The 14,061-nt window shown below is 62.3% G+C and carries 8 protein-coding genes and 1 tRNA gene; 8 read left to right on the top strand and 1 reads right to left on the bottom strand.

What is annotated here, in order from left to right:
* The first annotated feature begins 426 nt into the window (after positions 1-426).
* The 4 genes from DW821_RS08900 (at position 427) to DW821_RS08885 (ending at position 5,145) form a co-directional block, all read left to right on the top strand.
* Positions 427-1,503 carry a hypothetical protein gene (locus tag DW821_RS08900; protein WP_117770023.1) on the top strand — a complete coding sequence of 359 codons (1,077 nt, stop codon included), beginning with the start codon at positions 427-429 and terminating at the stop codon, positions 1,501-1,503.
* The gene (locus DW821_RS08895) at positions 1,503-2,546 is read left to right on the top strand and encodes a hypothetical protein (protein WP_117770024.1); all 1,044 of its coding nucleotides are present in this window, start codon (positions 1,503-1,505) and stop codon (positions 2,544-2,546) included. The genes DW821_RS08900 and DW821_RS08895 overlap by 1 nt, the downstream gene beginning before the upstream one ends.
* A 45-nt stretch (positions 2,547-2,591) precedes the next feature.
* Positions 2,592-4,769: a MurT ligase domain-containing protein gene (locus tag DW821_RS10340; protein ID WP_233553045.1), complete on the top strand. Its 2,178-nt coding sequence runs from the start codon at positions 2,592-2,594 to the stop codon at positions 4,767-4,769.
* 299 nt (positions 4,770-5,068) lie between these two features.
* A tRNA-Glu gene (locus tag DW821_RS08885) sits at positions 5,069-5,145 on the top strand.
* Positions 5,146-5,781: 636 nt separating this feature from the next.
* Here the strand turns inward: DW821_RS08885 and DW821_RS08880 are convergent.
* Positions 5,782-7,869 carry a glutamine synthetase III gene (locus tag DW821_RS08880; RefSeq protein ID WP_118066557.1) on the bottom strand — a complete coding sequence of 696 codons (2,088 nt, stop codon included), beginning with the start codon at positions 7,867-7,869 and terminating at the stop codon, positions 5,782-5,784.
* Positions 7,870-8,294: 425 nt separating this feature from the next.
* On the opposite strand from DW821_RS08880, the gene DW821_RS08875 reads away from it, so the two are divergent.
* From DW821_RS08875 to DW821_RS08860, 4 genes are all read left to right on the top strand, one after another.
* The gene (locus tag DW821_RS08875; RefSeq protein ID WP_118066555.1) at positions 8,295-9,167 is read left to right on the top strand and encodes a methylenetetrahydrofolate reductase; all 873 of its coding nucleotides are present in this window, start codon (positions 8,295-8,297) and stop codon (positions 9,165-9,167) included.
* Positions 9,167-9,955 (top strand): hypothetical protein, encoded by a 789-nt coding sequence (locus DW821_RS08870; protein ID WP_118066553.1) that lies wholly within the window; start codon positions 9,167-9,169, stop codon positions 9,953-9,955. Before DW821_RS08875 ends, DW821_RS08870 begins: the two co-directional genes overlap by 1 nt.
* A 10-nt stretch (positions 9,956-9,965) precedes the next feature.
* On the top strand, positions 9,966-12,524 hold the full coding sequence (locus tag DW821_RS08865) for a homocysteine S-methyltransferase family protein (protein ID WP_199584329.1): 2,559 nt from the start codon (positions 9,966-9,968) through the stop codon (positions 12,522-12,524).
* A 108-nt stretch (positions 12,525-12,632) separates the two neighbouring features.
* Positions 12,633-13,997, top strand: a complete 1,365-nt coding sequence (locus DW821_RS08860) for a PFL family protein (RefSeq protein WP_118066551.1) — start codon at positions 12,633-12,635, stop codon at positions 13,995-13,997.
* Positions 13,998-14,061 lie beyond the last annotated feature (64 nt).

The raw sequence follows: 14,061 nt of genomic DNA, 5'->3' as shown, positions 1-14,061 counted from the left end.
TTTGCGCGTTGCCGGCGATGACAATGCGCGATGTCTAAACGTCTCAACGCTCAGACAAACACTATTCTACCGTTCTGGTTGGTCAGTTATTCACCTAAAGCCGACAATGATGAAACGTTTTTTCTATCCCTGAAGACCCTTGTGGGGCATTCATACTCCCAAGCTGGGCAAACGTTTTATCAAGGTTGACCACATATCCCGGGCAGGACTGTGCCCCTCCAAAATGCACCCCGTTCGCCGCCAAAAATCGACCGTTTGCGGCACCGTGATACCACTCAGTCGTCCCAGGTGCCGACATTTGTGCGGCATCCGTCTTCGTGGTGCAAAGGTGCATGTCCAAGTGCGGCACCCCCGGTGTGCCACATGCGGGTAAACTAGAACCTTATATAGAGACATTTGAACCCTAACCGCAGCAAAGGAGGCCCCATGGCATTCGATCCCATTCAAGAGGATTGCCATCGCCTCGTTCTTGAGGCCTTGCGCCGCGACAATATCCCGCTCACCGACGGTGCCGCCGTAGAGCGTCTGATGGAACAATTCACTCGCAACCCCGCGCCGCTCATCGTGCACGACCGCGACCGCGCCGGGCACCTCATTGCCAAGGTGGTCGAGGCTGTCGACTACCGCATTCCCTTTATCCCTGACGATACCCAGGCAGAGCAAGAAGAGGCCGCAGCCGAGAACATGCTCCGCGAGGCAGCCGCGCTCGATCCGAGCAACTGGGATGCCCAGCGCATGCTGACGGCCCTCACCGCCGACTCCAACGAGGAATACGTACAGTACCTGGTATCCAAGCGCGATGAAGTCGAACACGACCTGGCGCTCAAGATCGTCTCGGCGCAGGACCCCTACGAGCGCGAGGCCGCAGGCGACCTTATGCGCCGCCCCTACCTGCGCTGGCTTGCCGCCTTGGCATCGCGCGCGCTCATTAGCGGCCGCTACCGCATGTCGCTCGAAGCCGCAAACCGCAGCCTCGACTTTGCGCCCAACGACCCCGCCGGCGTCCGCCATACTGCGATGCTTGCCATGGCAAAGCTCGAATACCCCGCCGAGGAGCTCAAGCGCTTTCGCTCTGCCCACTCCGTCCCCTATCTCGCTAACACGCCGCTGCGCCGTCGTCCCAAGGACGCGGAGCGTGACTTGGACCCGTGGACGCTCATCGCGCTGATGAGCGCAGCCTGGCGCGAGCTGGACTACGAGGGTGCCGAGCACTACCTGCGTATCCTTGCGCGCTCGTGCCCGCACGCAGCCGAGGCGCTCTACTTCCAAACCGAGTTTCCCGATGGCGTCTATGCCCGCGTCAACGTGGGTGCAGGCTCCACCGACGAGCTCGTCCTTGCACTCTCCGAGGCGACGCCGGTACTGCAGGAGGGCCTGGGCGCGCCCGACAACGCCAGCTTTGCCGCCTGGGTCGCCACCAACGACATCGTGCGCTCCCAGATCGACGAGCGCATACTGCGGGCGGCCGAGCAGGGCTTGCCGTTTAAGGGAGGAGACCTCTAATGGATCCGAGCGTCTACATCCCCGCCTACCTGGAGCGCACCTATCTGGCGTCGCACCCCGAGCTCACCGATGCAGCACGCGAGCTTGTCCATAACGACATTAGTGCGAATCCCCAAAAGTATGCGCAGTCCGAGCATGCTCAGGCGCTGCTGTCCTATGCCGGTGTGCATCGTCATTTGCTCGACGAGCTCCATCGCATCGAGGACATGGGCAGCGACGAGGAGTTTGAGCAGACGCGCAACCGCCTGTTCGACGATATGCGCGATGAGCTGCTCAAGATCGTTCGCGTCGATGCGCTGGCGGTCGATGCCCAGCTGCTCGCCATCATTTTGGCGGACACACCCGTCGACGCCTGCCTGGGCGACCTGATGAAGCTCGAAGCGACCACGACCGATTACCTGCGGCAAAGCGTGCCCGGGTTCGACATGGAGGCCCCACACTACTGGGCCAATAATGTTTTGGCCGACGGTGTCACCGCAGCGGACCTTACCGTGAGCGAGCCGGCCCTTATCGGGTGGCTCCACACACTCGAGGCCATCTCGCAGCTGTGCATGGCAAGCGCCCGCTACCGCGCTGCTGCCAACTACGCCCGCCGCGTCCTTAAGGCAGAAGGCTATCCCACCCGAGCTGCCGGCACCGTGTTGCTCGCTCTCGCTCGCCTGGAAGACCAGGACGGCTTTTTTGCCCTAGCCCACCAGCTCGAGGAACAGATGGGGGCAGACGCACTCGAAAACTCTCCTTGGTACCTGCTCGCCCGCACGATCTTGCTGTTCAAAACAAACAAGATGCGCCCGGCGACGCGCGCGCTGCGTGAGTTCGCTAACCGTTGCGAGGGCGGCGCGTTCTTTTTGCTGAACCCCATGTATCAGACACCGTACCTTCCCTGCCGGCCCGAACCGCACGACCCCTGGGACCTTTCGCATCAGGCAGTTTGGGAAGCCGACGGCATCATCTCGGACACCCCCGACTTTGCCCCCTGGGCCAACGCCTGCGAAGATGTATCGCAGCTTGCCCAGGAATTTGCGCGCCGTTACGGCTTTTAACGGCGCAAACGCCACGACCATGTCATTCACGTTAGGAACGGCTTCATGAACTTCCGCTCATCTCTCGCCTGTGCCTCGAGCGATATCGCCCGCTGGGGGCTGCGCTCCGTCCTTAAGCGCCAGGGCGGCGTACTCCCCGGCCGCATCGCCATGAAGATCGACCCCGAGCTGCTAAGCGACCTCGCGAGCCTGGTCGACCGCAGCGTGGTGATCACCGGCACCAACGGCAAGACCACCACCTCCAACCTCATCGCCGACGCCGTTGCTGCCAGCGGTGCTACCGTGGTGTGCAACCGTGCCGGCAACAATATGGAGCCTGGTGTGGTGGGCGCTCTGCTCGAGGCCCGCGGCAACCTTAAGCGAACCGCCAGCAGCAAGCGCGTAGGCGTTTTTGAATGCGATGAGCTCTACACTGTGCGCGTCCTGCCCAAGCTCAAGCCGACGTACTTCGTGCTGCTCAACCTGTTCCGTGACCAGCTAGATCGCTATGGCGAGATCGATCACACCCAGGAGGTCATCGCCCACGCGTTGGAGCTTTCGCCGGCAACGACGCTCATCTACAACGCCGACGACCCGCTGTGCGCCTCGATTGCCGCGCGCGTTCCCAACGCGAGTATTGCCTTTGGCATCGATGGCGCCACGGGCACCGAGTCCGACCGCATTAGCGACTCGCGCTTTTGCTCGCAGTGCAACGCCCCGTTGGAGTACGACTACGTACAGTATGGTCAACTCGGCGCCTACCATTGCCCCTCGTGCGGCTGGGCCCGCCCTGCGCTTGTCCGTCGCGTGACGGGCGTGGAACTCGGCTGCGACGGCTACGGCTTTGACCTTGTCTTTGGACCCGATACCGACGCACCCGCAACGCACATCGCCACGCGCTACAACGGTCTGTACATGGTCTATAACGTTGCCGCCGCCTTCTTTGCCACACACGAGTTGGGCGTGAACACGGCGCTTCTACAGCCTACGCTCGATGCCTATGTGCCTGCCGGCGGTCGTATGGGGCGCTGGGATATCGCCGGCCGCACCGTCGAGGCCAACCTGGCCAAGAATCCCGTAGGCTTCGATCGACAAATCCAGTCCATCAAGACGGCAGGCGGCAGACTCTGCGCTTTCTTCCTCAATGACAACGACGCCGACGGCCACGATGTCTCGTGGATCTACGACGTCGACTTCGAGCGCATCGCCGATACCCCGGGGCTTGTCGCCTTTGCCGGCGGCACGCGTGCACACGATATGCAGGTGCGCCTCAAGTACGCCGGCATCGACGCCGCCATTATCTCGGACGTCGCGCAGGCAATTGGCGCCATGGCAGACGAGGCCGCCGATGACACCTTCTACGCCGTCGCCAACTACACGGCCTTCCCGCCGCTGGTCAAGGAACTCGACGGGCTTAAAGACGACGATGCAAGCTCGATTGTCTCCCACGCCATAACGCGCGCCGATGGCAGCGCTGTCCCCACCGATATTGCGCCGGTCGAGCTTTCGCGCCCGTTGCGCATCGTCTACCTGTATCCCGATGCGCTCAACCTCTACGCCGACGGCGGCAACGTTATCGCGCTCGAACGCCGCTGCGCCTGGCGCGGCATTCCCGTGCGTGTGGACGAAGTCCACATGGGCGAGACGCTCGATCTCACCGACGCCGACATCGTTATGATGGGCGGTGGCTCCGATCGCGACCAGTTGGCGGTTGCACATGAACTGCTCGCTCAAAAAGACAAGGTCGCGGCCTATGTTGAGGACGGCGGCTCGCTGCTTGCCATCTGTGGCGGCTATCAGCTGCTCGGCCGTTCGTACTATATGGGCGACGATCGCATTGAGGGTCTGGGGGTCATTGCCGCCGAAACCGTACGCGGCTCCGACCGCCTGATCGGCAACGTAGCCGTCGAAACCAATCTGGCACCCGAGCCCTTTGTGGGATTCGAGAACCACGGCGGCCGCACCCTGCTCGATACAGCGGCCACGCCGCTCGGAACGTCCGTCGTCACGGGCACCGGCAACAACGGCGACGATGGCTTTGAGGGCCTCGTCTACAAGGGCGTGATCGGCACGTACCTGCACGGGCCGGCGCTGCCCAAAAACCCCGAACTCGCCGACTGGCTGATCGCACACGCCCTCGAGCGCCGCGGCGATGCGCAGGCCACAGCCCTGCTGCCGCTCAAGCCCCTCGACGACACCTACGAGCGCGCCGCCCACGACGCCGCCATGAAGCTCCTCCCCTAGCACCCCACCACCACAAAGGGGACAGGTACCTTTGTGGCGGTTTTGACCCGTCCCAGCGGTTTGTCTCAATCTGTAACATCTAGACCGTTAAAAGTCGTCTTACTGTTACAGAATGAGATGTTCGTCCCGACGCCTGCCTTTTGTCTCGATCTGTAACACATAGAGCCGATTTATCAGCCCAGATGTTACAGGTTGAGATGTTTGAGAATCGGGATAGAGAGCCAGCTCCTATGTGGTGGTTTTCCAGTTTGCCAACGATATACGCGCCGGCAAAAAAGTCTGCTATACTCTTTCCCGCTGTCCCCATCGTCTAGCGGCCAAGGACGCCACCCTTTCAAGGTGGATATCGCGGGTTCGAATCCCGCTGGGGGCACCATTTGAGAGGTGAAGCCCGTTACCAATTCGGTAGCGGGCTTTTTGCTACCGATGTGCCGGGATTCGAACCCAACAGGGTGCGGAGCTGAGGAAACGCGCAAGCGTTTTCCAGCGCAGCACGCAAGGAGCGGAGCGACGCAGCGAAAGCGGGCGGCGCCAGCCGCACGCGGACATCCCGCTGGGGGCACCATTTAAATCGAGAAGCCCGTTGCCCTCGCGGTGACGGGCTTTTTTCTGCCTCAACGCCGGGATTCGAACCCGACAGGGTGCGGATCCCGGCACCATCGCAAGGCCTGTGGGCAAAAATGGCAAATGTGAGTACTGTTACCGATTTAGTAACAGCGAATTCGGCCTTTTAGATGGTGAATCAGATGTCAAATCAACGACCTAGTGCTCAGATTAGGCCCGACCTCAGCTATATACCTGGACATATGTGGTCTAACTCGGCAAAAACTGCCATTTTGATATGGAACTAGTTTAGTGACAGTACTCATATTTGCGTTTTTTGTCCACGGCCCCTTATTGCGTGGGCGAATCAGTTGCAAAACGGACTCCAAAGCGTCCTTCACAAACAAAAAGCCGGGGTCCGCGCGATGCGGGCCCCGGCTTTCAACCGTGACGGTATGTTGTCCCAGTCCTACACGTAGAACAGGATGTCGTCGTAGGTCGGGACCGGCCAGTAGTCGGCGGCCACGATCTCCTCCATGGCATCCACGGCGGCACGCAGCGCATCCATGGCGGGAACGACCTCGTGCGCGTACACGTTGGCCTGCTCCTGACCATCGAGGCCCTCGGCCTTCTGATGTACGGCGTCGAGCGCCTTGATGGAGTCGTTGATGGCGGTGATGCCGTTGCAGAGCTTGTTGAGCGTGTTCTGCTCGCACTGCATGGCAGCATCGGCACCGGCAGCACGGATAGCCTCAAGGCCCTTAGCGACCTTGGTGGCATAGGCGGTAATGACCGGGCGATAGGTACGACGCGCCTCGCGAACCATCGTGGTGGCCTCGATGTTCATGAGCTTATTGTACTTCTCGAGCTTGCAGTCGTAGCGGCACTGAGCCTCGGCCTTGGTCAGGACACCCGTCTCCTCAAAGAGCGCAATGGCCTTATCGGAAACAAAGGCGGGCAGGGCATCGGCCGTGGTCTTGTTGTTGGCAAGGCCGCGCTTCTCGGCCTCGACGGGCCACTCATCGGAGTAGCCATCGCCGGAGAAGAGGATGCGCTGGTGGTCGGTCAGGACCTTCTTGCAGTACTCGAGCGCGGCGTCCTGGAACTCGTCCTCGGGCGTACCCTCAAGCGCGTCGGCGAAGGACTTGAGCGACTTGGCCACGGCGGCATCGAGCACCAGGTTGGAGTCGGAGACGTTCTGCTCGGAGCCGCAGGCACGGAACTCGAACTTGTTGCCGGTGAAGGCAAACGGGGAGGTGCGGTTGCGGTCGGTGTTGTCCTGCATCAGCTTGGGCAGGGTATCGGCGCCCAGGTCAAGCACGCCGCGCGTGGCATGGACGGAAGCCTTGCCATCGATGATCTTCTCGACGACCTCGGTAAGCTGGTCGCCCAGGAAGATGGACATAATCGCCGGAGGAGCCTCGTTGGCGCCCAGACGATGGTCGTTGCCGGCCGAGGCAACAGAGGCACGCAGGAGCTCCTGGTAGTTATCGACGGCCTCGATCACCGCGGTGAGGAAGACGATGAACTGCAGGTTGTCGAGCGGAGTGTCGCCCGGATCGAGCAGGTTCTCGGACTCGGTGCCAAGCGACCAGTTGTTGTGCTTGCCCGAACCGTTGATGCCCTCGAAGGGCTTCTCGTGCAGCAGGCAGACCAAGTCGTGGCGGGAGGCGATGAGCTTCATCTTCTCCATCATGACCAGATTCTGGTCGATTGCCTCGTTGACCTCGCCATAGACAGGGGCAAGCTCATGCTGGCAGGGAGCGACCTCGTTGTGCTTGGTCTTGGCGGGAATGCCGAGCGCCCACAGCTCGTCGTCCAGATCCTTCATATAGGCAGAGACGGTGGGGCGGATAGCGCCAAAGTAGTGCTCCTCGAGCTCCTGGCCCTTGCAGGGAGCGGCGCCAAAGAGGGTGCGGCCGGTGATGACCAGGTCCTTGCGCTTGCGGTAGGCGTCCTTCTTGATCAGGAAGTACTCCTGCTCGTCGCCCACGGAAGGAACGACCTTCTTGGGGGTCTTGCCGAACAGCGCCAAAACGCGCTTGGACTCACGCGAGAGCGCGGTCATGGAGCGCAGCAGCGGGGTCTTCTTGTCCAGGGCCTCGCCCGTGTAGGAGCAGAAAGCCGTGGGGATGCACAGGACATCGTCCTTGATAAAGGCGGGGCTGGTGGGGTCCCAAGCGGTGTAGCCACGAGCCTCGAAGGTGGCACGCAGGCCGCCGTTGGGGAAGCTCGAGGCATCGGGCTCGCCCTGGATGAGGTTCTTGCCCGTAAACTTGGTAATGGCGGTGCCGTCGTGGTTGGGCTCCAGGAAGCTGTCGTGCTTCTCGGAAGTAATGCCCGAAAGCGGCTGGAACCAGTGCGCGTAGTGCGTCGCGCCCTTGGAGATGGCCCAGACCTTCATGGCATGGGCAACGGCGTTGGCCACATCCAGGTCGAGCGGCTCACCGCCCTCGAGGGTTGCAGCAAGGCGCTTCCAAATGTCCTTGGGGAGGTAGTCCTTCATGACTTCCTCAGAGAACACCATGGTCCCGAAGCGGTCAGTAAGTTCGGCCATACGGAACTCCCTTCGTATCGGCACCGCGTGAGAAGCGGTGTTGATTACTAACGAACGAGTCATAGCTTAGACTCGCCGTGTTTCCGCGACATTACCGTTATGTTGCTGTCGCGAAACCAATCAATGAGGTTACCCTATCGAGGCGGCATTGCCACCCTCAACAGCCAATCAACTGCATAAATTGCAGACCTCTCCTCATGGTTTAAGAGTAGTCAATGATAGGATGGGGCTCTATTAACTGGTATTTCGCATCAGATACCATTCAATATAGACCCATCCTACATTGACCGCTCTGTTATAGGAAATGCCGATAGCGAAGCATTTTCGATTGGTATCCCCAAATAGCGAGTAAAACTCCACCGCAGCGCAGTGGTGCTGTAGAATCCTTACAACACATCACACTAATGTATCTAAAGGAGCACGATATGCGCGTCGACGAGGTTTTTAAGCAGGCAGCATCCCAGGGCACCGCGCCCGTTTCGTTTGAGATGTTCCCGCCCAAGGGCGAGCTGACCCTCGACACGGCCCGCGAGGTTGCTGGCAATCTGTGCAAGCTTTCGCCGAGCTTTGTCTCGGTCACCTGCTCGGCCGGCGGCTCGGGCAACGGTGCCACCACCGCCCCCATCGCGCATATGATTTCGAGCGAATTCGATACGCCCTCGGTAGCGCACCTCACCTGCGTGGGCCGCACCCACGCCGACATCGCCGCCAAGATCGACGAGTATCGCACCGCCGGCGTGGAAAACATCCTAGCCCTGCGTGGTGATCTTCCCGCCGGCGCGACCGAGGACGACAAGCCCGCCTCGGACTACGCCTACGCCCGCGACCTTATCCCCGAGCTCGTCGACGCCGGCTTTTGCGTGGGCGCCGCAGCCTACCCCGAGGGCCACATTGCCTGCGAGGATCTCAACCTCTCGGTCGAGCACCTCAAGCAAAAACAGGACGCCGGCGCGAGCTTCTTTGTAACGCAGCTCTTTTTTGATAACGAGTGCTTCTACCGTTTTCGCGAGCTTGCCGACAAGGCCGGTATCACCGTGCCCATTACCGCGGGCATCATGCCGTTTATGGGCAAGTCGCAGATCAGCCGCATGGTCTTTATGTGCGGCGCGTCGCTACCCTCCCCCGTCATCAAGATTCTCGCCAAATACGAGAACGACCCCGAGAGCCTGCAGGCAGCCGGTGTAGATTATGCCGCCCGCCAGCTTTGCGACCTTAAGGAGCGCGGTGCCGACGGTCTGCACCTGTACACTATGAACCGTCCTGCGATCGCCGCGACCATTATGGAGCGCCTGGGGTAATGGAAAAACCGCACATCGATACAACCGCTGTCGAAGTGCCGGCCGACCTTGCGTCGCCGGCGCTTTACCGCGTCGATGCTGCGCACCATCCCCGTGTCGACCGTGCCGAGATGCTGCGGTATCTGGGTTACGGCGGCCAGCAGATTGAGCCCGAACTGTCACGACGTATTGAGCTTGTGGTCGAGCGTCTGGAACTGGACATTGAGCCCCGTGGCGTGCGCCGCGTATTTGCCATCGATGCCACGGGCGTGGACGAGCAGGGAGAGCCCAGCATCCGTCTGGTTGGCACCAACGTTGAGCTGCGAGGTCGCGATATCTATCGACATCTCAAAGATGCCCGCTTTGCCGCGCTCATAGCATGCACCCTCGGCATGGACGCCGAGCGTCGTCTGCGCACCACGGGAGCCCAGCAGCCCCTAGAGGGAGCCGTGCTCGATGCCGCGTGCTCCGCCTATGTGGAAGCCGCCGTCGAGCAGATGGACCAGCAAGTCAAGACTGCGGCCGCCGCACACGGACTCGCCGGTAACTGGCGCTTTAGCCCCGGCTACGGCGACTGCCCGCTTACGGCCCAGCGCTCGATCGTGGCTGCACTCAACGCCACGCGGCTCATCGGACTTACCGTCACGCCGACCAGCCTGCTCATGCCCACCAAGAGCGTGACCGCGGTGATCGGTCTGTTCGATGGCGAGGTCCACGACGCCCAGAGCCGCCCCACCTGCACTATCTGCCGCATGCGTGAGCACTGCCGCTTCCGCGCCGCCCACACCACCTGCTATTCCAGCCACTAGGAGCCCACCGATGTTTACCCCGCTTATCACTCATGATTCTGACGGTGCTGCGCTGGCGGCTCCCGTTGATGCCGCACGTCGCAACGGTGCCACGTACAAGACGCGCACGATCGACGATCTGCGCATTAAGGACGATCGCCTGCGTGCGGCCATCGAGGGCACGGGGCATCTGCTGTTCGACGGCGGCATGGGCACCATGCTGCAGGCGGCCGGCATGAAGGCCGGAGCCCTGCCCGAGCTGCTCAACTTTGAGGAGCCCCAGGTCATTACCGACATTCAGCGACAGTACGTCGAGGCCGGCTGCGACGTGATCACCGCCAACACCTTTGGCGCCAACGCCCACAAGCTCGACGGTACCGCCACCGTGGCAGATGTCTTTGCCGCCGCTGTCGCCTGCGCCCGCGCAGCCGGTGCCCACTACGTCGCCGGCGATATCGGCCCCATCGGCGCGCTGCTGCGCCCCTTGGGTACCCTCAGCTTCGACGAGGCCTACGACCTCTTTGCCGAGGAGGTGCGCTCTGGCGTCGCCGCGGGTGTGGACCTCTTTATTATCGAGACTATGACTGACCTTGCCGAGATCAAGGCGGCAGTCCTCGCCTGCCGCGAGAATTCCGACTTGCCCGTCTTTGCCACCATGACCTTTGAGGAAGACGGCCGCACCTTCTTGGGCACGAGCCCCGAGGTCGCCGCCATCACCCTCGACGCCATCGGCGCCGACGTTTTGGGCATCAACTGCAGCCAGGGCCCGGCCGAGCTCCGAGGACTCGCCGCGCGTATGCTCACCGTTACGGACAAGCCCGTTATGGTGCAGGCCAATGCGGGACTGCCCCATGTGGACGACGACGGCAACACCGTCTTTGATATCCAGGCACCCGAATACGCCGAGGCTGTCGCCGGCATGATTGAGGACGGCGTGAACGTCGTGGGCGGCTGCTGCGGCACCACGCCGGCGCACATGGCCGCCTTGCGCACGCTTATCGATAACCACACGCCCAGCCCGCGCCACCGCAAGCCCAGCATGTCGGTCACGAGCGCTCAGACGGTCGTGGACCTTCCCTGCGACGGCCACAAGATCGCCGTCATCGGCGAGCGCATCAATCCCACCGGCAAAAAGCGCCTGCAGCAGGCCCTGCGCGACGGCGACCTGGACTACGTCGTGAGCCAGGGCATCAGCCAGCAGGAACAGGGCGCCGACATCCTGGACGTCAACGTGGGCCTGCCCGAGATCGACGAGGTCAAGATTATCCAGCAGGCCACCGAGCAGCTCCAGGGCTCCACGCTCCTGCCGCTGCAGATCGACTCCACCGATCCCGCCGCTGTCGAGGCCGCCGTACGCCGCTATGCCGGCAAGCCCATCATCAACTCGGTCAACGGCAAGCAGCAGATCATGGATGAGATCTTTCCGCTGGTTGCCCACTACGGCACCAACGTCGTCGGCCTTACGCTCGACGAAGGCGGCATCCCCGATACCGCCGAGGCCCGCTTCGCCATCGCCGAGCGCATCGTGGCCGAGGCCGCCCGCTACGGCATCGGCCCGGACCGCATCCTCATCGACTGCCTGGTCATGACCGCCTCGACCAACCAGCGCCAGGCTGAGCAGATCCTGCGCGCCATGTCCCTGTGCAAGGAGCGCCTGGGCGTCAAATGCGCGCTTGGCGTGTCGAATATCAGCTTTGGCCTGCCCGCGCGCCCGCTGCTGGGCTCGGTCTTTTTGGCCGCCGCCTTTGGCGCGGGCCTGGACGCCCCCATCATGAACCCGGGCTCCAAGCGCTTTATGGACACCGTCTACAGCTATCGCGTCCTGAGCGTTGAGGACGAGGGCTCGACCGGATACATCGAGCGCTATGCCGGCTGGACCGATCCGTACAAGATCGCCGCCAACCCGGCAGCGGCTCAGGCCGCATCGACCGACACCGTGCCCGCTGCTGGCACCGCTGGCACCGACGGCAACGACGACCCCATCCGCCACATGGTCGTCTCGGGCCGCAAAGGCGAGATCGCGGCCGAGACCGAGCGCCTGCTGGCCGACCACGACGCTATGGACCTCATCAACAACCACTTTATCCCCGCCCTCGACGAGGTGGGCGTCCTCTTTGACCAGGGCAAGTTCTTCTTGCCGCAACTCATGGCCTCGGCCGAGGCCGCACGCGTGGGTTTCGACACCATCAAGCGCCTGATGCCCGCCGGCGAGATCGCCGACAAGGGCAAGATCTGCGTGGCCACCGTCAAGGGCGACATCCACGATATTGGCAAGAACATCGTCAAAATGCTGCTCGACAACTACGGCTACACCGTCTTTGACCTGGGCCGCGATGTCGATCCGCAGGAGGTACTCAAGACCGTCAAGGAGCGCGATATCAAACTCGTCGGCCTCTCGGCGCTTATGACCACCACCGTCGTCGCCATGGAGGAGACCATCAAGCTGCTCCATGCCGAGGTTCCGGGCGTCAAGATCATCGTAGGCGGCGCCGTGCTCACCCCCGAATACGCCAAGCAGATCGGCGCGGACTACTACGCCAAGGATGCCGCCGAAAGCGCGCGCATTGCCGAAGAGGTCTTTGGGCAGTAACACAACGGAAACAACCGAGCACTAAAACGTGCCGCACGCGCCACTTGGCACGTGCGGCACGTTAGAATAGATAAGACTATGCTCGTTTTGGCAGATAGGAGCGCAAGGATGGCGATCACGCCTGCAGAAATCGCGGAAACCCGCGGCATGGTTGAGGAGCAGAACCTCGACATCAGGACCATCACCATGGGTGTTTCGCTCATGGGTTGCGGCGACGAGAACCTCGACCGCATGTGCACGAAGATCTACGACCACGTGACGCACACGGCTGAGCATCTGGTCGAGACCGCCGAGAACCTCGAGCGCGAGTACGGTATCCCCATCGTCAACAAGCGCGTTTCCGTCACCCCGGTGGCGCAGATCGCCGCGTGCTGCAAGGATGAGGACCTCACCCCCATCGCGCACGCCCTCGACCGCGCGGCCGAGACACTCGGCATCGATTACCTGGGCGGCTTCTCCGCACTCGTCCAGAAGGGCATCGGCGACGCCGATCGCCGCGTTATACAGTCCATTCCGCAGGCGCTCGCCACCACGAGCCGCGTCTGCTCCAGCCTCAACGTCGCCAGCCTGCGCGCCGGCATCAACATGGACGCCGTGCTTATGGCCGCCCAGACCATCATCGATGCCGCTAAACTCACGGCCGACCAGGATTCCGTCGGCGCTTCCAAGTTTGTCTGCTTTGCCAACATGGTCGAGGACTCCCCGTTTATGGCGGGCGCCGTCCACGGCGGTGGCGAGGCCGACGCCGTCATCAACGTTGGTGTCTCGGGCCCCGGCGTTATGGCTGCTGCCTTGGAGACGCTCCCCGATTCCGCATCGATGATGGAGGTCGCTGAGAAGATCAAGCAGACCGCCTTTAAGATCACCCGTGCCGGCGAGCTCATGAGCCGCGAGGCCGCCCGTCGTCTGGGTGTCGAGAAGGGCATTGTCGACCTGTCGCTGGCGCCTACGCCTGCCATCGGCGACTCCGTTGCCCGCATTCTCGAGATCATCGGCGTGGGCACCTGCGGTGGCCCGGGCACGACCTGCGCGCTCGCCATGCTCAACGATGCCGTCAAGAAGGGCGGCGTCATGGCCAGTTCCAGCGTGGGCGGTCTTTCCGGCGCCTTTATCCCCGTGTCCGAGGACGCCGGCATGATCGCCGCCGTCGAAGCCGGCGCGCTTTCGCTCGAGAAGCTCGAGGCCATGACCTGCGTGTGCTCCGTCGGCCTGGACATGATCGCCATCCCCGGCGACACCCCGGTCGAGACCATCGCCGGCATCATCGCCGACGAGATGGCCATCGGCGTCATCAACAACAAGACCACGGCCGTCCGCGTGATTCCCGCCATCGGCAAGGGCGTGGGTGACTGCGTCGAGTACGGCGGCCTGTTCGGCCGTGCGCCCATCATGCCGGTGAACCCCAACGCCGGCACCGTGCTTGCCCATCGCGGTGGACGCTTCCCGGCACCGCTGAACTCGCTCAAGAACTAGCTGAGGGGTGCTGGCGAGGAGCCCCGGGGAGGGCAAATATATAAGGTCGCCTGCTCGGACAGTC

This window comes from Collinsella sp. AM33-4BH, from assembly GCF_003469205.1.
In the GTDB taxonomy this organism is placed as follows: domain Bacteria; phylum Actinomycetota; class Coriobacteriia; order Coriobacteriales; family Coriobacteriaceae; genus Collinsella.
The sequence above is the reverse complement of the archived record's forward strand: the minus strand, read 5'-3'. Positions and strand labels throughout refer to the sequence as shown.

Coding starts and splice junctions, on each gene's coding strand:
- DW821_RS08865 (WP_199584329.1), top strand. CDS start 9,966: ATGTTTACCCCGCTTATCACTCATGATTCTGACGGTGCTGCGCTGGCG.
- DW821_RS08880 (WP_118066557.1), bottom strand. CDS start 7,869: ATGGCCGAACTTACTGACCGCTTCGGGACCATGGTGTTCTCTGAGGAA.
- DW821_RS08860 (WP_118066551.1), top strand. CDS start 12,633: ATGGCGATCACGCCTGCAGAAATCGCGGAAACCCGCGGCATGGTTGAG.
- DW821_RS08875 (WP_118066555.1), top strand. CDS start 8,295: ATGCGCGTCGACGAGGTTTTTAAGCAGGCAGCATCCCAGGGCACCGCG.
- DW821_RS08900 (WP_117770023.1), top strand. CDS start 427: ATGGCATTCGATCCCATTCAAGAGGATTGCCATCGCCTCGTTCTTGAG.
- DW821_RS08895 (WP_117770024.1), top strand. CDS start 1,503: ATGGATCCGAGCGTCTACATCCCCGCCTACCTGGAGCGCACCTATCTG.
- DW821_RS10340 (WP_233553045.1), top strand. CDS start 2,592: ATGAACTTCCGCTCATCTCTCGCCTGTGCCTCGAGCGATATCGCCCGC.
- DW821_RS08870 (WP_118066553.1), top strand. CDS start 9,167: ATGGAAAAACCGCACATCGATACAACCGCTGTCGAAGTGCCGGCCGAC.